The organism is Pseudomonas asuensis, from assembly GCF_014646755.1.
Classification (GTDB): domain Bacteria; phylum Pseudomonadota; class Gammaproteobacteria; order Pseudomonadales; family Pseudomonadaceae; genus Chryseomonas; species Chryseomonas asuensis.
On sequence record NZ_BMNW01000009.1, the window covers coordinates 50,271 to 73,610 of the forward strand.

Sequence of the window (23,340 nt, forward strand, 5' to 3'; positions counted from 1 at the left end):
AGCCATAACAATGTGGCGGTTTTCCACCCGAGCAGTGTTGGGGGAAAACCGCCATCTCAGGCGAATATTCGCCCTTTAAATCCATTTTTTAAAAAATTTATAATGCATCTATTTGAAAAATAAAGGGTTTTATTTTTTGGTTTTAGGTGGCACATGGCTTGCATTATGTCTTGCAAGATCTAGGCATGGCCTTAGTCCACAACAAAAGCTCCCTGGATGAGGGGCAGAACGCGATTGGCTTTACGCGTTGCATGGATGTAAGCGTAAGCACCATGGAATGATTCCCATGACAGCAAAAATGGAAACGATTGCAGTGCCTTCTGCTGCAAGACCCCCGTTGTATAAGTCCTTGTATGTTCAGGTTCTGGTAGCCATTGCTATCGGTATCTTGATTGGTCACTTTTACCCGGATACCGGTGCTGCTCTGAAGCCGCTAGGTGATGGTTTCGTCAAGCTGATCAAGATGGTGATCGCACCGATTATCTTCTGTACCGTAGTAACGGGAATTGCCGGCATGCAGAGCATGAAGGCCGTTGGTAAAACCGGCGGTTATGCGCTGCTCTATTTTGAAATTGTGTCGACTATTGCATTGATCATTGGCTTGGTTGTCGTGAACGTTGTCCAGCCTGGTGCCGGCATGAACGTTGACCCTGCTACCCTGGATACCAAGAGTATTGCTGCCTATGCCGCTGCGGGCGAGAAGCAAAGCACTGTTGAATTTCTGATGAATATCATTCCATCAACAGTTGTTAATGCCTTTGCTCAGGGTGAAATTCTACAGGTGTTGTTCTTTGCTGTTTTATTCGGCTATGCACTGCATCGCATGGGCGAGAAGGGCGAGCTGATCTTCAACTTTATTGACCGCATCTCTCACGTTTTCTTCAACATCATCAACGTGATCATGAAGCTGGCTCCGCTTGGCGCCTTTGGTGCCATGGCGTTCACTATCGGCAAGTATGGTGTGGGCTCGCTCGTTCAGCTTGGTCAGCTGATGCTGTGTTTCTACGTCACTTGCGTACTGTTCGTGCTCATCGTGCTGGGTGCCATTTGCCGCGCGCACGGTTTCAGCATTATCAAGTTCATCAAATACATTCGTGAAGAGCTGCTGATCGTGCTGGGCACATCTTCCTCTGAGTCTGCACTGCCTCGCATGTTGACCAAGATGGAAAAGCTGGGTGCGCAGAAGTCGGTAGTCGGTCTGGTAATTCCCACAGGTTACTCATTTAACCTGGATGGTACTTCCATCTACTTGACCATGGCTGCTGTGTTCATCGCTCAGGCTACCAATACGCATATGGACATCATGCACCAGATTACGCTGTTGCTGGTGCTCCTGATCTCCTCCAAGGGTGCGGCAGGTGTAACAGGCAGTGGCTTTATTGTTCTGGCTGCAACCTTGTCCGCGGTAGGTCACTTGCCTGTTGCAGGTTTGGCTCTGATTCTAGGTATCGATCGCTTCATGTCTGAAGCGCGTGCGTTAACCAACCTGGTAGGTAATGGTGTCGCCTCCATTGTGGTTGCCAAATGGTGTAACCAGCTGGATGAGGGCCAACTGCACCGCGAGCTGGCCAATGGCCCAACGCGTATCGAGGAAGAAGAAGCCCACAAGGTGGCCTGATTCCAGTCCCAATAAAAAGCCCCGCCTAGGCGGGGCTTTTTATTGCTTTTTGCTAGTTATTATCGAGCCGTGTCTGCCCTGTATAAATTAATGGACTCTGGCAGCGACGGCAGGCGTAGCGATACCCTTTTTTAACCAGGCTATGACGGCGTGCGGTAAAGGAAAGTGTGCTTTCCGGGCAGCCACAGCGGTAAAGATAGACCTTGCGCGCAGGGCGCTCGATTTCATAGGTATGACATCTGCTAGGCGGCAAACCATAGACCCCTTGCATGATCAGCTGCCATTCTTTGCCATGTGGGGTTATCCGGCTACCAAATAGCTGGTGCGCCACCAAATGAGCTACTTCATGTGCAACGGTATGCTTTAGAAAGTGCTCCTGATTCTGCTTGTAAAGCGCTTCATTAAAGCGCAGCCGGTTTTCCTGCAGGTGTGCAACCCCGGCTTTCTGTCCTCGCAGACGAAGGCTTACATCGGGACGAATAAACGATTTTTTGAAAAAATGCTCGGCCAGCTGATAGCAGTCTTCGACACGAGCGAGTAAGGCTTGAGACATTCGCATTCTCCGTATCAAGCCTATTATGCGTCAAAGCATATTAGCTGCCCAAGCGAGCCGCTAACAGGCAAGCGGCCTACTTACTGAGAGCTTCAGTTTCATTGCGCTGATGGCGTTGCCTGAGCGCCTCCATTGCGCCATTAAGAGACTGTAACGTTGCGGTGCAGCCTCCCCGGTCTGGATGGTTACGGCTAACCAATTGCCGGTATCGATGGCGAATGGCTGAGTACGACGCGGACTCATCCAGATCCAGTAGCGCAAGCGCAGACTTGATGCCACCCTCATCATTCTGGCGCGTCCAGAAGCTTTCCAGTAATGCCTCTACGTCCTCCAGTGTTGTTGTATCGAGCTGTTCAATATCCAGATAATAACTACGCAGCGGGTCCGCTACGATCAGACCGGGTTTGGCACGGCGATAGTCCTGCAGCTGGATGCGCAGGGCATGAATTTCTAAGTGAGCGCTGGCGTCAGCCCAGAGCCGGTCACGCAAGATATACAGCGCATTGAACAAGATAAAATGAGTGCGAAACAGCACCAACTTATCCAGTAATGGCTCCTGAGGCACAAAGGGCGATTTGTTTGCTCTTAATCGTTGGATGACGTCATATTCAGACAGGCCCGCAGGCGCTGATTTGAGTAATGCATGTAGCTGTTGAATGAGCGCTTCATTCGGGGCTGAGTGAAAAGCAGTCATGGCCCATACCAATAAGCGGGTTGTGCAGAGCAGGGTAGGGGAAACCGAGCTTTACGCGTAAAATAGTCCTTTTCGTGCATTTCCTGATTTGGATTCATCCATGAGCACCCTTTCTGTCAATCAGAACAAGCTCCAGAAACGTCTGCGACGTCTGGCTGGCGAAGCCATCGCCGATTTCAATATGATCGAAGATGGCGACAAGGTCATGGTCTGTCTGTCTGGTGGTAAAGACAGCTATACCATGCTTGACGTATTGCTGTACCTGCAAAAGGTCGCGCCTATCAAATTCGAGATCGTTGCGGTCAATATGGACCAGAAGCAACCGGGTTTTCCCGAGCATGTGTTGCCGGCGTATCTCGAATCTATCGGTGTTGCGTATCACATCATCGAAAAAGATACCTATTCGATCGTCAAGGAAAAGATTCCTGAAGGCAAAACGACGTGCTCGCTTTGCTCGCGTCTGCGTCGCGGAACGCTTTATACCTATGCCGATGAAATTGGAGCGACTAAGATGGCTCTTGGCCATCATAGGGACGATATAGTAGAAACCTTTTTCCTTAATTTGTTCCATGGCGGAACCCTCAAGGCCATGCCGCCTAAATTGCTGGCAGACGATGGGCGCAATGTTGTAATCCGTCCGCTTGCCTATTGCAGTGAAAAGGATATTGAGGCCTACGCAGAACTCAGACAGTTCCCGATCATTCCATGCAATCTATGCGGCTCCCAGGAAAACTTGCAGCGTAAAGTCGTGAAGGAGATGCTGCAGGAATGGGATCGCAAGACGCCAGGACGGACTGAAATTATGTTCAGGGCTCTGCAAAATGTAGTTCCTTCGCAGCTGGCTGACCGTAATTTGTTCGATTTTGTGAACCTGCGCATTGATGAAGACGCTACGCCGCGTTTTCTGGACGTTATGAATCTCTAAGGTTGTTTGTTTTCCATGCGTGATTATGCTTGGCTCCATGAGTTCTGCCTGAACCGCTTCGGATCCGCCCAAGCCCTCGAGGCGATACTGCCTCAGCCTGCATCGGCTGAATCGCTGGCTGGAGTGTCGGCTGATCGTTATCTGTCCCTAATGACTCGGCGAATTTTTCGTGCAGGTCTCAAGCACAGCCTGGTCGACGCGAAATGGCCTGCCTTTGAAGAGGTTTTCTTTGGTTTTGATCCAGAGAAAGTCGTCTTGATGGGAGGCGAATGGTTGGAGCGGCTCATGCAGGACACGCGCCTCATCCGGCATCTAGGCAAGCTGAAGAGCGTGCCGCGTAATGCTCAGTTCATTCTGGACATACAGCGTGAGCATGGTGGCTTTGGCCAATTCCTGGCGGATTGGCCTGCGGATGATATCGTGGGGCTGTGGCAGCTTTTATTCAAACGAGGCAGTCAGTTAGGTGGTCTTTCTGCGCCTCGCTTTCTAAGGATGGCGGGCAAGGATACGTTTGTGGCCACACAGGACGTTGTGGCGGCGCTCAAGGCTCAGAAGATCCTTGATAAGGAGCCAACCAATCAGCGCGATCGAGCTGCCATGCAAGCCGCTTTCAATCAGTGGCAAGCGGAAAGCAATCGTCCGTTGTGTCAGTTGTCAGTCATGCTTGCGCAGACGGTAAATCATTGATGGATAAGGTAAGGCAGATCGCCCAGGCGCTGAAAAGCGCCCGACGTATTCTTGTGATTACAGGCGCTGGACTCTCGGCAGATTCTGGGCTGCCCACCTACCGTGGTTTGAATGGTTTGTATAACGGAAAGACCGAGGAGGGTATTCCGATCGAGGCTGCGCTCTCCGGTACGATGTTTCGACATCGGCCGGACGTCTGTTGGAAGTACCTGGCGGAGTTGGGCAGGGCTTGTTTGAATGCACAGCCCAATGCAGGCCATGATGCTATTGCTGAGCTGCAAAGACGCAAACCCGACTGTTGGGTGTTAACCCAGAACATCGATGGCTTTCACCGTCGTGCGGGCTCGCCCATGGACCGGGTAATAGAAATCCATGGTGAGATGGGGCCACTGGTTTGCTCAGCCTGTGAGATTGGCAATATTCCTGTTGCTGAAAAACTCACGCATTCTCTGCCACCCCGGTGTGACCGTTGCGGGGGCGTTTTACGACCGCCTGTCGTGCTGTTTGAAGAAGCGTTACCTGCTAAGGCGGTATCCACTTTGGTACAGCAGAATGCTATAGGCTATGAGGTTGTTTTGCTCATTGGGACTACGGCAAGTTTTCCCTACATCATCGAGCCGGCCTTGCAGACACTCAACGACGGCGGTTTCGTCGCTGAGATCAATCCAACGATGACCGATTTAAGTGCATCGGTAACCGTCAGGCTCCAGGAAAGGGCCGTAGACGTTTTATCGATTATTTTAAGTCACATGCCCGATTAAAAAAATCTTGCCTGTTCGCGGACTAACCGGCAAAGTGTCGCAACTTTTGAATTTCGACACGGTCGTGCCCATGCTACGGACTCGCTTAGCACCCCTCGTGCCCCTAAGTTTTATTGCGTTACTGGCGGCCTGCGCCAACACTCCACAACAACAAAAGCCTGAACAGGCACAACCTTTAGCCTCGGCCCAAGAGCAATCAGGCGCCGTTGAGGGTAAGCAATCGGGTAAGCCGATTCACTGGCTCTCTGCCAAAGCTATCCGAGGTGGCACTCATGCATCCCGCCAACCTTTGAATTGGGAGCATGAAGTCGGTTCTACGCAACCGATGCCTACCCTGGCCGATAGCATTCTCACGCGTGCCGAAGAGCTTGTTGGAACGCCTTATCGTACAGGCGGCAGTTCTCTCAAGGGCTTTGATTGCAGTGGTTTCGTCAATTACGTCTTCCGCGAAAAAGCCGGTATCCAGCTGCCCCGTTCTACCCGTCAGATCATTGATCTCGATGTGCCGGTTGTAAGCAAGAACGACCTGCAGCCTGGCGATATCCTGCTGTTCAATCGCAATGGCCGAGGTCGTGTCAGCCACACGGCTATTTACATGGGTGAGGGGAAGTTCATCCACTCTTCCAGCCATCGTAGCGGCGGCGTTCGTGTCGACAGTCTTGAAGATCATTACTGGAAGGTCAGCTTCCTCGAAGGAAAGCGCATATTGCGCTAACGGGGCTTTGATCGCGTAGTGCGATCAACGCTGCGCGATCAGGCGGAATGCAAGAGTGAATGGATTGTCCTATGCCTGCTTTGGCTCGTATCGTACTAACTGCTCTTACCATTCTGCTGGCCGCATGTGCTGGCACTCCACCTCCGTCACCCCCTGCGCCAATACCTGTTTCCAGGGTTCAGCTTGATGCCAACGCTCAGGCGGCTGATGATGTTTTATTTCGTGTGCTAGGACTTGTGGGAACGCCTTACCGTTATGGTGGCAACACACCGGATAGCGGATTCGATTGCAGCGGTCTGATCAACTTTGTGTACCGTGACGTGATGGGAATCCGCTTGCCACGGTCTACACGGGAAATGATCAGTCTGGATACGCCGTCCATTTCCCAGTCAGCCTTGCAGCCCGGTGATCTCATTTTCTTTGCAACGGCCGGAGGCAAGCAGGTCAGCCATGCCGGTATCTATGTAGGCGAAGGGCGTTTCGTGCATGCTCCCAGTACTGGGGGGACAGTCAGGCTGGACAGCCTCAGTACCCATTACTGGCAAAAATCTTACCTTGATGCCAAACGTGTACTGGTCGCACCTAACCTTGCCAGCAGTTCTGCTGGAGGACGCCTCTGATCTCAGCAAGGGGCTTTGAACTCCAGAGAGGCGAGTCGAATCTGATATAAACACACACTTTTCTCTCTGTTCATGCCAGATGCTATTCGATTACCGCCTCAGCCTGACACCTGCGAGCTTTGCAGGCGAAAGGCTTCGCTAACTCGGCATCATTTGATTCCCAAGTCTCTGCATGACAAACCTTACGTGCAAAAGCGCTTCGGTCGTACGGAGCGTATTACGGCAACGCTATGGGTGTGTCGCCCGTGCCATAACCACATTCATGCCACGTTTGATGAGAAAGAACTGGCACTTACCTATAACAACCGTGAGCGCCTCATGGAGGATGAGCGGATACGTACGTTTGTGGAGTGGCTGTCACGTAAACCAGACGGCTTTGTACCCAAGCGATAATATCTGGATAAACAAGGCGTCTCGTATAGCTACGTTTAGTCAGGGGCTGTTACTGCGCGACAGTAATAATCCGTAGCCGTACGGGGTGACGCATTCAGGTAGCTGGGTTACGTAAGCAATACGTAAAGGTTTTGGATAAGCATTGAATAGAAGGCCTCAATGCTAAAAGTAGACTAGCAGGTTCATTTTAATATTATCCGGCTTGCAGACACTGTGTGTGGCCTTTATCGTGGCGAGTTGAATCGCAGCTGTCGTCCCAATGCAGTGGGGCAGGTGAAAAAATAGAAGAAACAGGACGATAGCCGATGGGTTCAAGCCCTCCTTTCAGGCGGGCTTTGTGTAAAGCCCTGCTTTTGTTATTGCTCGCCATGCCCAACTATTCTGTCTGGGCAGAAGAAGGGGCAGCCATTGATGCGAAGCGGGGCGAGTACCTGACCCGGCTTGGTAATTGCCAAAGCTGTCATACCCGTAAGGACGGCTTGCCCTTTGCTGGTGGTGTTCCGTTTCTCACCCCATTCGGCACGCTGTATTCGACCAATATCACACCTGAGAACACAACAGGCATCGGTGCCTGGAGTGATGAGCAGTTTCTCGATGCGATGCATAAAGGTATCCGGCCTGATGGTACCCACTTGTACCCAGCCTTTCCGTATACGGCCTATACGTGGTTGTCCCGTAACGATGTCCTGTCCATTCTGGCTTATCTGAGATCCCGGCCAAGTGTTGTCTATACGCCTCCTGGAAATGAATTACGGTTTCCTTTTAATCAGCGTTGGATAGTCAAGGGCTGGAAGCTGCTCAACTTTCGCGAGGGACGCTTCAACGAAGTATCTGCAAACGAGCAGATCAGTCGTGGGGCCTATTTGAGCGAGGCATTGGGACACTGTGGTGAATGCCACACGCCGCGTACCTGGAGTCAGGGGCTGGACCGCTCACAGCATTATGCCGGTGCTCAACAGCAGGGTTGGACGGCCTGGAATATTACGGCGGACCCTCGAGGCATAGGTGGCTGGAGTAATGAAAAGCTGATGAGTTATCTGCGCAATGGCCATCAGCGAGGCGAGGCTGTAGCCGGTGGGCCTATGGCGCAAGTTGTTAGCGACAGCCTGCGTTTCCTGACCGATGACGACCTCAACGCTATGGTGGCTTACCTGCGTAGTGTGCCGGAGAAACCGGGCGCTGTACCGGCGCGTACCGAAATCAGCACCATGGCTGTAAAGCCTGACGATACAGATACCGAAGCGCTTTTCGTGTCGTTATGTGAAAGCTGTCATCACCCTGACGGAAAAGGTTTGGGAGGACCTTATCCGCGCTCATTTCCAAACTACTCCGCTGTGCGTGACCCGGACGGGACGAACCTTGTTCGCGTAATACTTGAAGGCATTGAGCGAAGGGGGATACAGGATGAGGCCTTTATGCCTGGCTATCGTGCGCTTTTGAGTGACGACCAGATTGCAAGGCTGGCCACGTATATTGGCCACCAGTTTGGTGGTCACGCCCGGGTTTTTTCCGCTCAGGATGTAGCTCGTCAACGTACAGCAGGAGCCGGGCAATGAGCATGCATGTATTGATTGTCAATGATACGACTTATGAAATAGACGTCGATCCTCGAACGCCGCTGTTATATGTACTGCGCAACGACTTAGGCATTATCAGTCCCAAGTTCGGGTGTGGCCTGAGTGAATGTGGGGCCTGCACTGTCCTGGCAGATGGCCGCCCTGTACGCGCCTGCTGTGTGCCGGTCGGATCATTGGCGAGCCAGAAGATAGTGACGGTTGAAGGTCTGGGGACGCCTGAGCGCCCACATCCTCTGCAGCAGGCCTTTATCGACGAGCAGGCCGCCCAATGCGGGTATTGCATTCCAGGCATGCTGATGAGTGCACAGGCTTTGCTTGCACAAAACAGTTCTCCCACTGACGAGCAGGTCAGGCAGGCTCTTGCTGGCAATCTGTGTGGCTGCGGAACACATATCCGTATCGTCAAGGCGATTCAGCGTGCTGCTGGGATTATGCGCAGGGAAGAGGGACGTCCATGACCTTTTGCATTTCACGCCGGAGTTTCCTGCAAGGGCTATCTGCTTTAGTGGTGGGGTTCCGTTTCGACGGCGCTCTGGCTACCGAGCTATTAACACCGGATCGTTCAGTCGAACAAATGCAGAAAAGTCTTGATGTCCGACAGCTGGATGCCTGGCTGGCCATTCGTCAGGATGGGCAGGTCATTGTTTATAGTGGAAAGGTAGAGCTAGGCACTGGCGTTGAGACAGCGCTGCGCCAGATTGTTGCGGAAGAGCTATGCGTCCTGTTCGAGTCGACGGTTTTGATCCAGGGTGATACACAATTGACGCCCGATCAAGGCATTACGGCAGGTAGCAAAACGATTCAGGTGGGTGGTGCTCAGTTACGTCGTGCAGCCGCTTCTGCGCGGCAGTATCTTCTTGATGAAGGCGCACGCCGCATGGGGCTCGATAAATCGATGCTCGATACTATAGAGGGATGTGTCATCTACCGGGGCGATCCCTCGGGCCGTTATGTTCGCTATACCGACCTGTTGACCGGTGGAGCCTTTGATAGTCCGGTAGGTGAAAGCTTTAGTATTCGAGAATCAAAAAACTATCGAATTGTAGGTCAGTCTGTCCCACGGGTAGACATTCCCGCCAAGGTATTCGGCCAGTTCCGCTACGTTCATGATTTAAGTGTTCCAGGCATGGTGCATGGCCGAGTGATTCGTCCTCCGATCACAGGTGCCAGCCGCCTTGATGGATTAAAAATTGAAAACCTTGATGCCAGTGAACTGCCGGCGGGCGCTCGACTCATTTATGAAGGCAACTTCGTAGGTGTAGTTGCGGAGCAGGAGTGGGTAGCCATGCAGGCTGCTCGTGCGCTCAAGGTGACCTGGAGTTATACCTCCACCTTGCCCAACCCTGGTGATTTGTATGACCGTCTGCGTCATGTAGCCGGTAAGCCTGAAGTGTTAATCGAGTACGGTGATGTCAGCGAGCATATGGGACAAGCCGCCCATGTTATCTCGGCGGAGTATCGCTGGCCGTTTCAAAACCATGACTCAATTGGTCCATCGTGTGCTATTGCAGATGTGAGAGCGGACTCGGCCACTATCTGGTCGGGCACTCAGGGCGTTTATCCCTTACGGTCCGCATTGGCCGACTTGCTGCGACTGGATAGAGAGGCCGTACATGTTATCTATAGCCAAGCCTCAGGATGCTACGGGCATAACGGAGCGGATGATGCAGCAGGTGATGCTGCATTGTTGTCCAAATACTGTGGCCGCCCCGTACGGGTGCAATGGTCAAGGGCTGACGAACACGGTTGGAATCCCAAGGGGCCTGCAATGCTGATGCAGCTGCAGGGAGGGATGAATGCCTCAGGCGATCTGATTGCATGGCATTTTCAGAACTGGACGCCTACTCACGTTACCCGGCCCAATGCAAAGGCCGGCGCGGCCTCCTTGCTGGCCGGACAACTCTCGCAAGGACTCGTGGTTCAAGGCCCTAATGCCGGTGGGGATCGCAATGCCGTAGTGAACTATACCTTGGTGAATTGTCGTGTTGAAACTCACTGGATCGATCCGCTGGACTCGCCTTTAAGGCCCTCGGCGCTGCGTGGTTTGGGGGCAGTGGCAAATACCTTTGCGAACGAGTCTTTCATGGACGAGCTGGCATGGGCGGCCTCGGTTGATCCCTTGGCGTTTCGACTGCGCTATCTACAAGACCCACGCGGGCGTGTGGTACTTGAAACTGTAGTCCAGCAGGCTCGCTGGACACCTCGAAGCATGAGTCGCCGCCGCTGGACAGGGGAGCTCGCGCAGGGAAGGGGAGTCAGTTACGTTCAGTATGAGAACGAAAATGCTTATGTTGCTGTGGTTGCCGATGTCGCGGTTAGCCTGGCCGGAGTAAGGATCAACCGTATTACGGTTGCCCATGATTGCGGGCTCATCGTCAATCCAGACGGTGTAAGGAATCAGATTGAAGGGAACGTTATCCAGGCTACAGCGCGAACGCTCAAGCAGGAGGTAACCTTCAATCCTACCGGGGTGACCAGTCTGGAATGGGGGGCTTATCCTGTATTGGCTTTCCATGAGTTGCCGGAAATCGACATCGTGTTGATTGATCAGCCAGACCAGCCCTCCGTTGGAGCGGGCGAGGCGACTTCTGCGGCAGTGCCTGCTGCTATTGCCAATGCTGTATTCGATGCAACAGGGCTACGGTTGCGCCAGGTGCCTCTAACGAGGGAGCGTTTAACCGAAGCCATGCAGACGTGATTTTTATTACTGCTGACCGCCTGGAACCAGAACCTCGTGGCGGTCAGTTTCCAGCGCTTGCTCTTCAGCTTTCCAGGTGAGGTTAAAGCGCTCGGCAACGGTAAAGCGGCCGTCTATAAAGTCCCACCGTTCTACCTCAACGCATTTAGCCTCACCTTCGCCCACGATCAGCCGATTGAATGAATTAGGTGCACTGCCACGCACACGAGAGGAGAGCGTTGTGCCTGCCTGTACGATCCAGATCTCACGGGATAAGTCAGGATACTGATCAGTTAGTGGAAGCACATAGGGCAGGTGGATATGTCCTCCCATAACCAGGTCCAGCCCGGCATCGGCCCAGGCACTAAGTGCATCTTCTGCGCCGCCCTGTAGGTTGCTCAAGTCACTCTGAACCATGGCGCCGAAAGGTTGGTGCGCCACGACGATGCGCAATTTGTCTTTTGAGCTCTTGCCTAGACGCTGGACGACCCGTTGAACTTGCTCAGCGGTAACGGCACCATCCTTACGCCGTTTGGGATGCGTGGTATTCAACCCAATGACCAGCAAATTCTCATCTTCGTACACCGGCTCAAGATCATTCCCGAAATGACGCTTGTAGTTGGCATAGGGCGAGAGGAAGCGGGCAAAGATGTTATAGAGCGGGATGTCGTGATTCCCCGGTATCACTAGCGTGGCGGGGATGCCGTATTTCTCAAGACGCTGCACATAGGCTTGCCCGGCTTCGAATTGCTTATCTCGTGCTCGCTGTGTGATATCTCCGGAAAGAATGAGCAAGTCAGCGCCATGTTCGCGCACATGATCTTCCAGAGCGTCGAGTACGGATTGTTGCTCGGTGCCGAAGTGGGTATCGGAGATTTGCAGGATAGTTGTCATGAGAAATGCGTACTGTCAGTGTGAAGTTACGACGCTAATGTGCGACGAGAATTCGATTGTTCGGCCTGATAACGGTTAAGGGGGTGATACGCGTTGGGATAACCTGGCTGCATCAATGCTTTAAGTGCCAGGTTTTTTCGATAAACCGTATCAACTGCATTATCGATGAAAAGCGACATCTGATGTCCGCTCATATGTATCAGGAAAAAATATGTGATGCTTTTATCTAAGAAAATGCTAAAGATTTCTCATCGTTGAGTAGAAATCCATCTCCAACGCTTGCCGTCATTCAGGATTGGCACTACTTCATAATTTCCGACTTGTAACATATCACGGGCGTTTTGGACGTCATCGCTTCCCGGATTTTGGTCTGGTTACAAACTTGATTACTGATTTTTCACCAGAATGTGCAGTTGCTTCTTAAAGCGAGGCGTCTGCAGGTTAACGGAAGCGCACTGCTATGAACCAAGCGTGGAAGATCGAAGTAGAGGCGCGCGCGCTGTATGAGGCCTTGCGCCGTGGTGTCATTGCATTGGGTTGGCCCAAGCTAGGCGATCTACGTGCTTATCCCGATGAAAAAGCAATCAAGATCAAACTTTCCGAATATACGCCTCAGCATAAAGAGTCGATGCTGGACACATGGGCATCTGCTCTCAAAACACTGACCCATGACATCAAGGTAGGCGATGCTGTAGTGGTGTATGACCACAAGACGCGTCAATACTGGTTGGGACACGTCACGGGTGGATATAGCTATGATCCGCTTGAATGTGAGGAATGGCCTAACCTGAGACAAGTCCAATGGTATGCACAGATTCCCCGTTCGCAGCTCAGCGTCAAGGCACGTAATGCATTGGGTGCGGTGCAGAGTTGTCAGCTACGCCAGGAAATCTGGCAGCAACTTGATTCGCTTAGCCGAGGCGACTTTCAGCCTGGCGAGCAAGAGGCGCAAAGTATCTTGAGTGCCCGTCAGGATATGGAGACGCAGGCCCGCGAATTGATCGCTGACCGAATCGACTGCCTCTCTGAGGCGCAGATCATTCAGCTGGTAGCCGGTCTGGTGCGCGCCATGGGGTTTGTCACGAAACAGCCTCATCCGTCCAATAGCGGTTTGGCTGTCGAGGCCTCTCTAGATGGTTTGGGACTGCACCCACCCCATGTAAAGGTCCGGGTTGAGCATCGCCAAGGTGTGGTAAATGGTGAGGTATTGCGCGAACTCCTGGACTGCCTGAAGGCCGGCGACAAGGGTATCTTTGTCAGCACATGCGGCTTCAATCAGGAGGCTACCTATGAAGCTGAGCGTGCCGATCATTTAGTGGCATTGATGGATATGGACCAGCTCGTCGATATACTGCTGGTGCACTATGAATCCCTGGATCTGGAGCTGAAGTCAATGATCCCACTGACGCGGATCTACTGGCCAGCATCCTGACTAAGGCGAAAATAAAAAAGCCCCAGCATTTAGCCGGGGCTTTTTCACAATGACCTATTAATCTTCAAAGTGCCAGGCATCATAGAGTTCGCTGGCAGAGGCGGTTGCCACTTCCTTGCGTGCCTTGAGCCAGTCAGTCAGGGCTTGGCGATCTTCTTCAGTGGGCGAGCCGTAACGCTTGTTCGCCATGATGGTGCCTTCGATCCACGTTTCGCCGAAGCCGCCCATGTAGTCCAGGTTGAGAGACTCGACGTAATCAACGAAATCGCTCAGCAGCGCTTCAAGCGCTTCTTCTTCAAGGGATTCTTTGAAATCAGCCTTGAGTTCAAACGCTAGCTCCTGGAATTCGCCCAGGTAAAGCTTTTTGCGGATACGGCGCTTCATGCGGCTGAGACGGGGATCGTTGGCAGTGGATTCAGACATAGAGAGACCTGTAGCTCGATAACTTCATGGCCAGCCAAAGTAAATGACTGGATGGAAAGCGGCGCATTATCACCACCTTAGGCCAGCATGGCTATCGAATATGATAGTCCGGTGACGAGAAGGAGAAATGAATTCGTCGTTCCGGCAGGTATTTCAGGATAAAGATTTATCCTATTTGCCATGACTTTCGTTGACGCTCCCAGGGCTTGCCCGTAACCTGCGCGTCTGCTTGAGGTGCCTCGTGACGTGGGTCGACGAGGTGAAACAGGGAAGCCGGTAATAAGCCGGCGCTGCCCCCGCAACGGTAGGTGAGTTGAACGTCGCACAGGCCACTGGACAGCCGTCTGGGAAGGCGCGACGGAGGAGTTTTCCGCTCACAAGCCCGGAGACCGGCCTCAGGCGTTACACGGCAATGCGGAGGGCATTGATCGTCGCACACCGCTAATGGCGTGGTGCGTCGTTGCCTCGTCTGTATCCTTGCGGATCAGATCTTTCCGTTCGCCTCAGCCCTTGCCTGAAGGAGAGCGTCATGAGTGATACCCCTGAACTCCCAAATTCTTTGCCGTCTGATGAGGCGCGCGATGAGCGCCACCGTGAGCGTATGGTGCGCAAAAAAGCTGTCATGGATGAGCGCATTGCTAATGCCCAGGATGAGCGTGGTTTGTTGCTGGTGCATACCGGTATCGGCAAGGGCAAAAGCAGCTCTGCCTTTGGCATGGTTGCCCGCGCGTTGGGTCATGGACTAAAGGTAGGCGTTGTACAGTTCATCAAGGGGCGCGTCAGTACAGGCGAGCAGCTGTTCTTCCAACGTTTCCCGGAAGAGGTCCGTTATCACGTGATGGGCCAGGGATTTACATGGGAAACACAGGATCGCCAGCAGGATATAGAACGTGCTGCCAAGGCTTGGGAAGTGGCTATTGAACTCTTGAATGATCCTGAAATAGCACTTGTAGTGCTTGATGAGCTGAACATTGCGTTCAAGCATGGCTACTTGAGTGTTGAAAAAGTGCTGGCAGACATCAAGGCTCGCCCTGTATCCCAGCATGTTGTGGTGACAGGCCGTGGTGCTCCACAGGCACTGATTGATGCGGCGGATACCGTGAGCGAGATGGGCTTGGTCAAGCATGCCTTCCAAAGTGGCATTCGCGCCCAGAAAGGAATCGAATTTTGAGTGTGTATGAAAATCGTCAGTGCCCGGCGCTTCTGATCGCCGCGCCAGCTTCTGGCCAGGGCAAGACCAGCGTGACGGCAGCTTTGGCACGCCTGCATGTCAGGCAGGGCCGCAAGGTTCGCGTATTCAAATGCGGCCCGGACTTTCTCGATCCGATGATTCTGGCTCGCGCAAGCGGTGCGCCGGTTTATCAGCTCGATCTGTGGATGGTAGGCGAAGAACAGAGCCGTCGACTGCTATGGGAGGCGGCGGGCGAGGCTGACTTGATCCTTATCGAAGGCGTCATGGGGCTGTTCGATGGTACGCCCTCCAGTGCCGATCTGGCACGCCGCTTCAATGTGCCAGTGCTGGGTGTCATTGAAGCGACAGGCATGGCGCAGACATTTGGCGCCCTGGCTTATGGATTGGCGCATTATCAGGCGGACCTGCCTTTTGCGGGTGTGTTGGCTAATCGGGGCTCCAGTGCACGACAGACCGAGTTGCTCAAGGCTAGTCTCCCAAACAATATGCGTTGGTTTGGTGCCTTGCCGCGTAACTCAGGTATTGAATTGCCGAGCCGGCACCTTGGGTTAATCCAGGCAGATGAACTGACGGACCTAGATGCGCGTCTGGACGCTGCAGCAGACGCCATTGCAGCCAGTGCTGATACATCGTTGCCCGCGCCTGTGTTATTCCACGCGCCTATGCAAGCCAAGGTCGAACCATTGTTGGCCGACGTACGCATTGGGGTTGCGCGAGACGCTGCCTTATCCTTTCTCTATCAAGCGAACCTTGAACTCCTGAGCGCCATGGGTGCTGAGATTCGGTATTTCTCAGTGTTGCAGGATCAGCAGTTACCGGAGGTTGACAGCCTTTATCTACCTGGTGGTTATCCTGAATTACATATCCAGACGCTGTCTGGAAATGTTGCGATGCAGGCTGCTATCCGAGCGCATCATGCTGCTGGAAAGCCCATTCTGGCAGAATGCGGCGGAATGCTTTATCTCCTGGAGCGCCTGGCCGACAAGACGGGCGAGCAAGGCGAGATGGTCGGCCTTCTGCAAGGAGAGGCTACATTGCAACCACGCCTAACGGCACTGGCCCTGCAAAGCGTTGCCTTTGATAGCGGTACGTTACGGGGGCATACCTATCATCATTCCTCACTGGAGTCTTCGCTGGTGCCAACATTGCGTGGTGTCTGCCCCAATGGCAAGGCAACGGCAGAGTCAGTATTCCAGCAGGGGCGTCTGACAGCCAGCTACATCCACTTCTATATGCCATCCGCACCTGAAGCGGCCGCTGCCTTGCTAAAGCCATGAATCCTCACGCCTTTACTTCAGCCGAGCAGAAGGGCGTCTATCGCGCCATTGCCGAGCGCCGGGACATGCGCCATTTCAGCGGCGGTCATATACCGGAAGACCAGCTGCGCCGGTTGTTAAGCGCTGCTCACCAGGCCCCTAGTGTGGGCCTCATGCAGCCTTGGCGCTTTATGCGGATCACTGACATGGCGCTGCGTACTGAGCTGTACCGATTAGTCGATTCCGAGCGTATCTGTACGGCTGAGGCACTGGGCGAGCGCAGTGATGAATTCATGCGCTTAAAAGTGGAAGGCATAAAGGAGTGTGCCGAGCTTTTGGTCGCAGCCCTCATGGACGGCCGTGAAGTCCATGTCTTTGGACGGCGTACCATGCCGGAAATGGATGTGGCCTCGTTGTCCTGCGCCATTCAAAACCTATGGCTGGCAGCGCGTGCCGAGGGGCTTGGGATGGGGTGGGTTTCACTTTTCGATCCTATTGCCGTGGCTGAGTTGCTGGGCATGCCAGAGGGCAGTAAGCCACTGGCTATCTTGTGCCTGGGGCCTGTAGAGGCGTTTTATAACCAACCTATGCTGGTTGAGGAAGGCTGGCGAACGCCGCGCCCGCTCGATGAGCTTGTATTCGAAAACCGCTGGGGTTTTGCCAAGGAGAGTGAAAAGACATGATTCTGGCCCTGACCACCTTTTTAGGTGTGTTGCTGGATACAGTGCTGGGCGAGCCACGACGCTGGCACCCCTTGGTAGGATTTGGCCGTTGGGCCAGCGCGCTGGAGCGTCGTTTCAATCCGGGCGGAGGAGGTTGGCGTAGCCACGGCCTGACGGCTTGGTGTATAGCAGTACTGCCGTGGATCATTCTGGTTACCTTGCTTGATCAGATTCCTTACCTAGGCTGGCTGGTCGAGGCGCTGGCCTTGTATTTTGCGCTGGGCCTCAAAAGCCTGGGCGAGCATGCCAAGCCGATTGCCCTTGCCCTACGGCGCAATAATCTGGAAGAGGCGCGTCGCCGTGTCGGGTATGTAGTCAGTCGCGAGACCTCTGAGCTTGATGAGGAGGCCGTGGCGCGGGCCGGTACGGAGTCTGTATTGGAAAACGGAAGCGACGCGGTATTTGCAGCATTATTCTGGTTTGTTCTCCTAGGTGCTCCTGGCGTAGTTTTATACCGACTGGCCAATACGCTGGATGCTATGTGGGGGTACCGTAATGCCCGCTTTGAGCGCTTTGGCTGGGCTGCTGCGCGTATTGATGATGTGCTTAATTATGTGCCAGCCCGGCTGGTTGCGCTAACGTACGCCTTGTTGGGTAATTTTGGCTCTGCTCTGCATTGCTGGCGCACACAGGCGCCCCGTTGGGACAGCCCTAACGCAGGGCCGGTCATGGCAGCAGGTGCCGGTGCGCTGGGTGTGGCCCTGGGAGGCGCGGCACGCTATCACGGGGAGCTGCATGATCGCCCCGTTCTAGGGCTCGGCCCCGCACCCACAGCGCATAGCGTCGATATGGCGCTACTGTTGGTTCGCCGGGGCGTCATGCTGTGGGTCGGCCTTATCATAATAGGGGGCTTGATCAGTGCTTGAGCATGGCGGTCGTTTGCGCAATGCAGCGCAGCGCTATGGCATCCCGCTAGAGGACTGGCTTGATCTGTCGACCGGGCTTGCGCCTACACCCTGGGCAATACCCCACGTGCCGCTCTCGGCATGGGCGCGTCTACCTGAGACAAACGATGGTCTGGAACAGGCTGCTGCTCACTACTACGGCGCTCCAAATGTATTGCCTGTGGCGGGTTCCCAGGCCGTTATACAGGCGCTGCCCACTCTGCGGCCCACCGGCCGGGTTGGGGTGTTGTCACCTTGCTACGCCGAACATGAGCGTGCCTGGACGCGAGCCGGGCATAGTGTTACTCCCATGCGGCTCGACGATGTAGACGCAGCGCTGGATACGCTTGACGTTCTGGTGTTGGTCAACCCGAACAATCCGACCGGGCACCTCTTTAAGCCTGAACAGTTGCTTCGCTGGCATGCCAGCCTAGCCCGTCGAGGGGGCTGGCTCGTAGTGGATGAAGCGTTCATGGACCTCTTTCCTGCCTACAGTCTGGCACCTGAGACAAGGCTGCCGGGCTTGATTGTACTGAGATCATTCGGGAAATTTTTCGGCCTTGCCGGGATTCGTCTGGGCTTTGCGGCGGCGGAGAAAAAACTGCTTGATCAGTTAGAGGATATTCTTGGGCCCTGGGCGGTAAGCGGCCCAGCCCGGGCTGTCGCACGTGGCATCCTGCTTGATGTGAGCGGGCATGAGCGGCAGCGCACCGCGCTTACAGCCGCCGGATTGCGCCTGGCAGATCTACTCACAGCCCACGGTTTAGCACCGAATGGCGGCTGCGGCCTGTTTCAGTGGCTGGCTCGCGCGGACGCGGGGGCTATTCATGAGTTCCTGGCAAGACGTGCAATCCTTACGCGGTTTTTTCCGGCCATACCCGGTATTCGCTTTGGCCTTTCCGGTGACGAGGCGGAGTGGGAACGGCTTGCCCAGGCCCTGCAGGAATACAAGGATTCCTTATGACTACCGTGATGGTGCAAGGCACCACCTCTGATGCAGGCAAGAGCACGCTGGTGGCGGGCTTATGTCGTTGGTTAAAACGGCAGGGGGTTGCCGTCGTACCATTCAAGCCGCAAAACATGGCGCTTAACAGCGCAGTCACGGCTGACAATGGTGAAATAGGGCGCGCCCAAGCTGTGCAGGCTCAAGCGTGTGGAGTCGCGCCCCATACCGATATGAATCCGGTGCTGCTAAAGCCCAATACGGACGTTGGCGCTCAAGTCATCATTCATGGCCGTGCAGTGGCTACCATGGATGCCAAGGCTTATCACGGCTACAAGCGTATCGCTCGCGAGGCTGTGCTGGAGTCCCATGCGCGTCTGGCAGGTCGTTACGACGTAGTCATGGTGGAGGGCGCAGGTTCGCCGGCGGAAATTAATCTACGCGAAGGCGACATTGCCAATATGGGCTTTGCCGAAAGCGTAGATTGCCCGGTTATCCTGGTTGCCGATATCGACCGGGGCGGTGTTTTTGCTCATCTTGTAGGTACGCTGGCGCTCCTGAGCGAGTCTGAGCAGCAGCGTGTGGCGGGATTCGTGATCAACCGTTTCCGCGGCGATATTGCGTTGCTCAAGCCAGGTCTGGACTGGCTTGAGGCGCGTACTGGAAAGCCGGTATTGGGCGTCTTGCCTTATTTACACGACTTGCACCTGGAAGCCGAAGATGCCGTCGATACGCGGCAGGTCAGTAAGCGAGACGAGGTTGTTCGTGTAGTGGTGCCGGTCTTTCCACGCATCAGCAATCACACTGACTTTGATCCGCTACGGCTGCATCCTCAGGTCGAAATCGCGTTCGTGCGGCAAGGCCAATCGTTACCTCCTTGCGATCTGGTCATTCTCCCAGGCTCGAAAAGTGTGCGGGGTGATCTGGCCTTTATGCGCAAGCAGGGCTGGGACGCTGCTATCCAGCGGCATCTCCGTTACGGTGGACGTGTGCTGGGCATCTGTGGCGGCTACCAGATGCTGGGCCGTACCGTAAGCGATCCGCTTGGGTTGGAAGGTGAGCCGGGTGATAGTGCAGGCCTTGATATGCTCGATATGCGCACTGAGTTGGCAGCTGAAAAGCAGCTCAGGAATGTTTCAGGGCATTTGACCATGACCAGATCTGCTGTGACAGGGTATGAAATTCATGCCGGCGTGACCGAGGGTGCAGCCCTGGAGCGGCCTGCCATTATGCTGGAGGGCGGACGCTGTGACGGAGCACTCAGTGAGGATGGGCTAATCATGGGGACCTATCTGCATGGGTTATTCGAGTCACCTGAAGCCTGCACAACCTTATTACGTTGGGCTGGCCTGAGCGAGCCCGAACGGGTCGACTACCATGCGTTGCGAGAGCGTGATCTTGAGCGGTTGGCGGACCTGATCGATAAGCACCTCGACACCGTAGCGTTGCGAGCCTTGTGTGGATTTAACAAATGAAGGAACTGATCCTAGGAGGCGCGCGTTCCGGCAAGAGCCGTCTTGCAGAGGGCTTGGCGGCTAACTCGGGCCTGGATGTAACCTATATCGCTACTGCCCAGGCATGGGATGGCGAAATGCGCTCTCGCATTACGCAACATGCTGACCGCCGACCCGTTGAATGGGGGTTAGTGGAAGAGCCCCTTCAGCTGGCTTCCGTACTTGGTGCCCACGCATCGCCTGACCGCTGCCTGCTGGTAGATTGCCTGACCCTCTGGCTGACAAATCTCCTGATGGCGGATGATGCCGAAAAGCTCGCCCGTGAGCGGGCGGCTTTGCTGCAAACGTTACCTGAGTTGCCTGGCCGTATTATCTTGGTTAGTAACGAGACAGGCATGGGCGTAGTGCCGCTGGGTGAGTTGACTCGGCGCTATGTCGATGAGGCAGGCTGGCTACATCAGGCTTTGGCCCAGCAGTGCGATCGTGTTGTGTTTACTGTGGCAGGTTTGCCCATGACGCTCAAAGGAGCCCCTCTATGACGCAGTACTGGTGGCAGACGCCCTGTCAGCCATTGGATGAGCATGCACGCCAGATGGCAACGGCCCGACAGGCGCAGCTGACCAAACCTCGCGGAGCGCTTGGCCTTTTGGAGCAGGTTGCGATCGATCTGGCAGCCATGCAGGGTTGTGAGCGGCCTATTATCGAGCGTGTGGCAATCAGTGTGTTTGCAGGGGATCACGGTGTCGTAGAGGAGGGTGTATCCGCCTATCCTCAGGCGGTCACAGGTGAGATGTTGCGCAACTTTGTTGGCGGCGGCGCTGCTATCAGTATCCTGGCTCGCGCGCTCAAGGCTCCGCTGGAGGTCATCAATCTGGGGACTGCTGAACCAATGGAGGTACTTCCGGGAGTAGTCAGTCTGCCGCTCGGCCCAGGCACTGCCAATTTTACCCGTGAGCCAGCCATGACCGTTGCTCAATGCGAAGCAGCCTTGCAAGCCGGGCGAGACAGCGTTCTTAACGCCAAGGCCAATGGTGTTCAGCTGTTCATCGGAGGTGAGATGGGCATTGGTAACACCACGGCTGCCAGCGCAATGGCCTGCGCACTGCTGGAGGCTTCGCCTATTGCCATGACGGGGCCAGGCACAGGGCTTAATGCGGACGGTATCGCCCTGAAGGTCGCCGTTATTCAGCGGGGTCTGCTACGTCATGCCGAATCCCTGAGCAATCCGCTCAAAGTGTTGCGCCGCTTGGGCGGCTTTGAGATTGCTGCTTTGGTAGGCGCTTACCTTGCCTGTATGCAGGAAGGGGTTCCAGCGCTTGTTGATGGTTTTATCAGTTCTGTTGCTGCTTTATGTGCAGTGCGCATGAGCCCCACCGGACGTGAATGGCTGTTGTTTGCCCACAGTGGCGCCGAACCAGGCCACGCGCTTGTGCTTGAGTCTCTTAATGCGCAGCCACTAATCGAGTTAGGCCTGCGCCTGGGCGAAGGCAGTGGCGCAGCCTTGGCTGTTCCCTTACTTCAACTGGCGTGCCGCCTGCATGGCGAGATGGCAACGTTTGCCGAGGCCAGTGTATCGGATCGCCCGGCATGAGCGTGTTTCTGCTAAGGCATGGTGAAACACTGGGGCCGGGCGGTTTTCGTGGACGTCTGGATCATCCGCTTTCGGAGCAGGGCTGGTCTAGTATGCGGGCTACCGTTTCGGCCTTGCCGCCATGGGATCTGATCGTCAGCTCACCGCTTGAGCGATGCCGGGCATTTGCTGAATGGCTTGCCCAAATGCAGGGTGTGAGGTGCGAAGTTGAGGCTGGCCTGCGTGAGCTGGATTTCGGTGACTGGGAGGGGCGTACCGCGGCGGAGCTGATGCAGGATCAGGCTGACGCCTTGGGCCTGTTCTGGGCTGATCCCTATGGCTACACGCCGCCTAACGGAGAGCCTGTTGCACAGTTCGAGCAGCGCGTACTGGAGGCGATGCAGCGTATAACATTTCATGCAGCCGAGGCACGCACGCTGGTGGTAACTCACGGCGGTGTGATCCGATTGTTACTGGCGCGACAGCAAGGACTTGCTCGCAAGGATTTGCTGCAGGTAGAAGTACCGTATTCCAGTCTTCATGCCTTCGATGTATCCGTCTTAGGTGGTGCGTATCAGCCATGTCCTTCCTGATTGCCCTGCAGTTTCTGACTCGCCTGCCGGTACGTTTGCCCGGTATGCCTGCGCCGGAAAAAAACGGAGAGTCACTGCTTTGGTACCCCATGGTAGGCGTGTTAATTGGTACGCTTTTATGGCTGATCGCTAACCTGCTTGGACAGGCAGCCCCTATACTGCAGGCCGCTATTATTCTAGCTCTATGGGTAGCCTTAACAGGAGCACTGCATCTGGACGGTCTGGCGGATACGGCAGATGCCTGGGTGGGTGGCTTTGGTGATCGTGAGCGCACCCTATCAATCATGAAGGACCCTCGCTCCGGCCCGATAGCGGTCGTAGCATTGGTTGTCATCCTTCTGCTTAAATTCGCGGCACTTTACGTATTGCTTGAACGGCATCAGCTCGATGCAATTCTGCTGGTGCCTTGGCTTGCGCGTGCGGCTCTGCCTGCTCTGCTGCTCATGACCCCTTACGCCAGGCCCGGAGGCTTGGGTCAGGTTCTGGTAGATCATATGCCGAGGCGATTGCTGCGCCTTGTGCTAGCGGCCCATGTCATCATCATGCTGCTTGTGATACGTGAGAGTTTTGTGGCTTTGCTGACTGCGACCTTGCTCTTCATGTGGCTCCGGCATGAGTTCATGAAGCGTTTGGGAGGCACCACCGGTGATACTGCGGGCGCATTGGTTGAGCTGTTGGAGTGCGGTGTTTTGGTGGTACTAGCCCTGACAAGTGCCTGAATAAAAACGCCGCCTCAAGGGCGGCGTTTTCTGCACGT

The 23,340-nt window shown here is 54.7% G+C and carries 25 protein-coding genes and 1 riboswitch; of the genes, 21 read left to right on the forward strand and 4 right to left on the reverse strand.

Annotated elements, in window-relative coordinates:
• The first annotated feature begins 298 nt into the window (after nucleotides 1-298).
• Nucleotides 299-1,618: a dicarboxylate/amino acid:cation symporter gene (locus IEX86_RS18380; protein WP_188867742.1), complete on the forward strand. Its 1,320-nt coding sequence runs from the start codon at nucleotides 299-301 to the stop codon at nucleotides 1,616-1,618.
• 52 nt (nucleotides 1,619-1,670) lie between these two features.
• Here the strand turns inward: IEX86_RS18380 and IEX86_RS18385 are convergent, their stop codons facing one another.
• A complete protein-coding gene (locus IEX86_RS18385) occupies nucleotides 1,671-2,171 on the reverse strand; it encodes a SprT family zinc-dependent metalloprotease (protein ID WP_188867602.1) in 501 nt (166 codons plus the stop codon).
• A 76-nt stretch (nucleotides 2,172-2,247) separates the two neighbouring features.
• On the reverse strand, nucleotides 2,248-2,865 hold the full coding sequence (locus IEX86_RS18390; RefSeq protein ID WP_188867603.1) for a DNA-J related domain-containing protein: 618 nt from the start codon (nucleotides 2,863-2,865) through the stop codon (nucleotides 2,248-2,250).
• Between the two features lie 100 nt (nucleotides 2,866-2,965).
• Between IEX86_RS18390 and ttcA the strand changes: the two genes are divergently transcribed.
• From ttcA to IEX86_RS18435, 9 genes are all read left to right on the forward strand, one after another.
• Entirely contained in the window at nucleotides 2,966-3,790 is an 825-nt protein-coding gene (gene ttcA / locus IEX86_RS18395) for a tRNA 2-thiocytidine(32) synthetase TtcA (RefSeq protein WP_188867604.1), read from the forward strand.
• Nucleotides 3,791-3,805: 15 nt separating this feature from the next.
• Nucleotides 3,806-4,477 (forward strand): DNA-3-methyladenine glycosylase I, encoded by a 672-nt coding sequence (locus tag IEX86_RS18400; protein ID WP_188867605.1) that lies wholly within the window; start codon nucleotides 3,806-3,808, stop codon nucleotides 4,475-4,477.
• The gene (locus tag IEX86_RS18405) at nucleotides 4,477-5,238 is read left to right on the forward strand and encodes an NAD-dependent protein deacylase (protein ID WP_188867606.1); all 762 of its coding nucleotides are present in this window, start codon (nucleotides 4,477-4,479) and stop codon (nucleotides 5,236-5,238) included. The genes IEX86_RS18400 and IEX86_RS18405 overlap by 1 nt, the downstream gene beginning before the upstream one ends.
• 70 nt (nucleotides 5,239-5,308) lie before the next feature.
• Entirely contained in the window at nucleotides 5,309-5,953 is a 645-nt protein-coding gene (locus IEX86_RS18410; RefSeq protein WP_188867607.1) for a C40 family peptidase, read from the forward strand.
• 71 nt (nucleotides 5,954-6,024) lie between these two features.
• A complete protein-coding gene (locus tag IEX86_RS18415) occupies nucleotides 6,025-6,573 on the forward strand; it encodes a C40 family peptidase (RefSeq protein WP_188867608.1) in 549 nt (182 codons plus the stop codon).
• Between the two features lie 72 nt (nucleotides 6,574-6,645).
• Complete coding sequence (locus IEX86_RS18420) at nucleotides 6,646-6,966, forward strand: hypothetical protein (RefSeq protein ID WP_188867609.1); 321 nt, start codon at nucleotides 6,646-6,648, stop codon at nucleotides 6,964-6,966.
• 368 nt (nucleotides 6,967-7,334) lie between these two features.
• Complete coding sequence (locus tag IEX86_RS18425) at nucleotides 7,335-8,522, forward strand: c-type cytochrome (protein WP_229685410.1); 1,188 nt, start codon at nucleotides 7,335-7,337, stop codon at nucleotides 8,520-8,522.
• On the forward strand, nucleotides 8,519-9,001 hold the full coding sequence (locus tag IEX86_RS18430) for a (2Fe-2S)-binding protein (protein ID WP_188867611.1): 483 nt from the start codon (nucleotides 8,519-8,521) through the stop codon (nucleotides 8,999-9,001). Before IEX86_RS18425 ends, IEX86_RS18430 begins: the two co-directional genes overlap by 4 nt.
• Nucleotides 8,998-11,241 (forward strand): xanthine dehydrogenase family protein molybdopterin-binding subunit, encoded by a 2,244-nt coding sequence (locus tag IEX86_RS18435; protein ID WP_188867612.1) that lies wholly within the window; start codon nucleotides 8,998-9,000, stop codon nucleotides 11,239-11,241. Before IEX86_RS18430 ends, IEX86_RS18435 begins: the two co-directional genes overlap by 4 nt.
• A 6-nt stretch (nucleotides 11,242-11,247) precedes the next feature.
• Here the strand turns inward: IEX86_RS18435 and IEX86_RS18440 are convergent, their stop codons facing one another.
• The gene (locus tag IEX86_RS18440; protein ID WP_188867613.1) at nucleotides 11,248-12,114 is read right to left on the reverse strand and encodes a metallophosphoesterase family protein; all 867 of its coding nucleotides are present in this window, start codon (nucleotides 12,112-12,114) and stop codon (nucleotides 11,248-11,250) included.
• 460 nt (nucleotides 12,115-12,574) lie between these two features.
• Between IEX86_RS18440 and IEX86_RS18445 the strand changes: the two genes are divergently transcribed.
• A complete protein-coding gene (locus tag IEX86_RS18445; RefSeq protein WP_188867614.1) occupies nucleotides 12,575-13,546 on the forward strand; it encodes a DUF8426 domain-containing protein in 972 nt (323 codons plus the stop codon).
• Nucleotides 13,547-13,603: 57 nt separating this feature from the next.
• Here the strand turns inward: IEX86_RS18445 and IEX86_RS18450 are convergent, their stop codons facing one another.
• On the reverse strand, nucleotides 13,604-13,969 hold the full coding sequence (locus IEX86_RS18450; RefSeq protein WP_188867615.1) for a 50S ribosome-binding protein YggL: 366 nt from the start codon (nucleotides 13,967-13,969) through the stop codon (nucleotides 13,604-13,606).
• Nucleotides 13,970-14,184: 215 nt separating this feature from the next.
• A riboswitch (cobalamin riboswitch) is annotated at nucleotides 14,185-14,381 on the forward strand.
• Nucleotides 14,382-14,498: 117 nt separating this feature from the next.
• On the opposite strand from IEX86_RS18450, the gene cobO reads away from it, so the two are divergent.
• Genes cobO through IEX86_RS18500 form a run of 10 tightly spaced genes read left to right on the forward strand, consistent with a single transcriptional unit; the run spans nucleotide 14,499 to nucleotide 23,302 of the window.
• On the forward strand, nucleotides 14,499-15,140 hold the full coding sequence (gene cobO / locus IEX86_RS18455; protein WP_188867616.1) for a cob(I)yrinic acid a,c-diamide adenosyltransferase: 642 nt from the start codon (nucleotides 14,499-14,501) through the stop codon (nucleotides 15,138-15,140).
• Nucleotides 15,137-16,438 (forward strand): cobyrinic acid a,c-diamide synthase CobB, encoded by a 1,302-nt coding sequence (locus IEX86_RS18460; protein ID WP_188867617.1) that lies wholly within the window; start codon nucleotides 15,137-15,139, stop codon nucleotides 16,436-16,438. The genes cobO and IEX86_RS18460 overlap by 4 nt, the downstream gene beginning before the upstream one ends.
• A complete protein-coding gene (gene bluB / locus IEX86_RS18465) occupies nucleotides 16,435-17,100 on the forward strand; it encodes a 5,6-dimethylbenzimidazole synthase (RefSeq protein WP_188867618.1) in 666 nt (221 codons plus the stop codon). Before IEX86_RS18460 ends, bluB begins: the two co-directional genes overlap by 4 nt.
• Nucleotides 17,097-18,005, forward strand: a complete 909-nt coding sequence (gene cbiB, locus IEX86_RS18470; protein ID WP_188867619.1) for an adenosylcobinamide-phosphate synthase CbiB — start codon at nucleotides 17,097-17,099, stop codon at nucleotides 18,003-18,005. The genes bluB and cbiB overlap by 4 nt, the downstream gene beginning before the upstream one ends.
• The gene (gene cobD / locus IEX86_RS18475; RefSeq protein WP_188867620.1) at nucleotides 17,998-18,987 is read left to right on the forward strand and encodes a threonine-phosphate decarboxylase CobD; all 990 of its coding nucleotides are present in this window, start codon (nucleotides 17,998-18,000) and stop codon (nucleotides 18,985-18,987) included. Before cbiB ends, cobD begins: the two co-directional genes overlap by 8 nt.
• Entirely contained in the window at nucleotides 18,984-20,441 is a 1,458-nt protein-coding gene (locus tag IEX86_RS18480) for a cobyric acid synthase (RefSeq protein ID WP_188867621.1), read from the forward strand. The genes cobD and IEX86_RS18480 overlap by 4 nt, the downstream gene beginning before the upstream one ends.
• Nucleotides 20,438-20,959, forward strand: coding sequence for a bifunctional adenosylcobinamide kinase/adenosylcobinamide-phosphate guanylyltransferase (gene cobU / locus IEX86_RS18485; RefSeq protein ID WP_188867622.1), 522 nt, complete (start codon nucleotides 20,438-20,440; stop codon nucleotides 20,957-20,959). Before IEX86_RS18480 ends, cobU begins: the two co-directional genes overlap by 4 nt.
• Nucleotides 20,956-22,011: a nicotinate-nucleotide--dimethylbenzimidazole phosphoribosyltransferase gene (gene cobT / locus IEX86_RS18490; RefSeq protein WP_188867623.1), complete on the forward strand. Its 1,056-nt coding sequence runs from the start codon at nucleotides 20,956-20,958 to the stop codon at nucleotides 22,009-22,011. The genes cobU and cobT overlap by 4 nt, the downstream gene beginning before the upstream one ends.
• The gene (cobC, locus tag IEX86_RS18495; protein ID WP_188867624.1) at nucleotides 22,008-22,583 is read left to right on the forward strand and encodes an alpha-ribazole phosphatase family protein; all 576 of its coding nucleotides are present in this window, start codon (nucleotides 22,008-22,010) and stop codon (nucleotides 22,581-22,583) included. Before cobT ends, cobC begins: the two co-directional genes overlap by 4 nt.
• On the forward strand, nucleotides 22,571-23,302 hold the full coding sequence (locus IEX86_RS18500) for an adenosylcobinamide-GDP ribazoletransferase (protein ID WP_188867625.1): 732 nt from the start codon (nucleotides 22,571-22,573) through the stop codon (nucleotides 23,300-23,302). The genes cobC and IEX86_RS18500 overlap by 13 nt, the downstream gene beginning before the upstream one ends.
• The last annotated feature ends 38 nt before the right edge of the window (nucleotides 23,303-23,340 follow it).

Excerpts from the sequence above, each read along its gene's own strand:
- IEX86_RS18380 (WP_188867742.1), top strand. The coding sequence starts at position 299 with ATGGAAACGATTGCAGTGCCTTCTGCTGCAAGACCCCCGTTGTATAAG.
- IEX86_RS18385 (WP_188867602.1), bottom strand. The coding sequence starts at position 2,171 with ATGTCTCAAGCCTTACTCGCTCGTGTCGAAGACTGCTATCAGCTGGCC.
- IEX86_RS18390 (WP_188867603.1), bottom strand. The coding sequence starts at position 2,865 with ATGACTGCTTTTCACTCAGCCCCGAATGAAGCGCTCATTCAACAGCTA.
- ttcA (WP_188867604.1), top strand. The coding sequence starts at position 2,966 with ATGAGCACCCTTTCTGTCAATCAGAACAAGCTCCAGAAACGTCTGCGA.
- IEX86_RS18400 (WP_188867605.1), top strand. The coding sequence starts at position 3,806 with ATGCGTGATTATGCTTGGCTCCATGAGTTCTGCCTGAACCGCTTCGGA.
- IEX86_RS18405 (WP_188867606.1), top strand. The coding sequence starts at position 4,477 with ATGGATAAGGTAAGGCAGATCGCCCAGGCGCTGAAAAGCGCCCGACGT.
- IEX86_RS18410 (WP_188867607.1), top strand. The coding sequence starts at position 5,309 with ATGCTACGGACTCGCTTAGCACCCCTCGTGCCCCTAAGTTTTATTGCG.
- IEX86_RS18415 (WP_188867608.1), top strand. The coding sequence starts at position 6,025 with ATGCCTGCTTTGGCTCGTATCGTACTAACTGCTCTTACCATTCTGCTG.
- IEX86_RS18420 (WP_188867609.1), top strand. The coding sequence starts at position 6,646 with ATGCCAGATGCTATTCGATTACCGCCTCAGCCTGACACCTGCGAGCTT.
- IEX86_RS18425 (WP_229685410.1), top strand. The coding sequence starts at position 7,335 with ATGCCCAACTATTCTGTCTGGGCAGAAGAAGGGGCAGCCATTGATGCG.
- IEX86_RS18430 (WP_188867611.1), top strand. The coding sequence starts at position 8,519 with ATGAGCATGCATGTATTGATTGTCAATGATACGACTTATGAAATAGAC.
- IEX86_RS18435 (WP_188867612.1), top strand. The coding sequence starts at position 8,998 with ATGACCTTTTGCATTTCACGCCGGAGTTTCCTGCAAGGGCTATCTGCT.
- IEX86_RS18440 (WP_188867613.1), bottom strand. The coding sequence starts at position 12,114 with ATGACAACTATCCTGCAAATCTCCGATACCCACTTCGGCACCGAGCAA.
- IEX86_RS18445 (WP_188867614.1), top strand. The coding sequence starts at position 12,575 with ATGAACCAAGCGTGGAAGATCGAAGTAGAGGCGCGCGCGCTGTATGAG.
- IEX86_RS18450 (WP_188867615.1), bottom strand. The coding sequence starts at position 13,969 with ATGTCTGAATCCACTGCCAACGATCCCCGTCTCAGCCGCATGAAGCGC.
- cobO (WP_188867616.1), top strand. The coding sequence starts at position 14,499 with ATGAGTGATACCCCTGAACTCCCAAATTCTTTGCCGTCTGATGAGGCG.
- bluB (WP_188867618.1), top strand. The coding sequence starts at position 16,435 with ATGAATCCTCACGCCTTTACTTCAGCCGAGCAGAAGGGCGTCTATCGC.
- cbiB (WP_188867619.1), top strand. The coding sequence starts at position 17,097 with ATGATTCTGGCCCTGACCACCTTTTTAGGTGTGTTGCTGGATACAGTG.
- IEX86_RS18480 (WP_188867621.1), top strand. The coding sequence starts at position 18,984 with ATGACTACCGTGATGGTGCAAGGCACCACCTCTGATGCAGGCAAGAGC.
- cobU (WP_188867622.1), top strand. The coding sequence starts at position 20,438 with ATGAAGGAACTGATCCTAGGAGGCGCGCGTTCCGGCAAGAGCCGTCTT.
- cobT (WP_188867623.1), top strand. The coding sequence starts at position 20,956 with ATGACGCAGTACTGGTGGCAGACGCCCTGTCAGCCATTGGATGAGCAT.
- cobC (WP_188867624.1), top strand. The coding sequence starts at position 22,008 with ATGAGCGTGTTTCTGCTAAGGCATGGTGAAACACTGGGGCCGGGCGGT.
- IEX86_RS18500 (WP_188867625.1), top strand. The coding sequence starts at position 22,571 with ATGTCCTTCCTGATTGCCCTGCAGTTTCTGACTCGCCTGCCGGTACGT.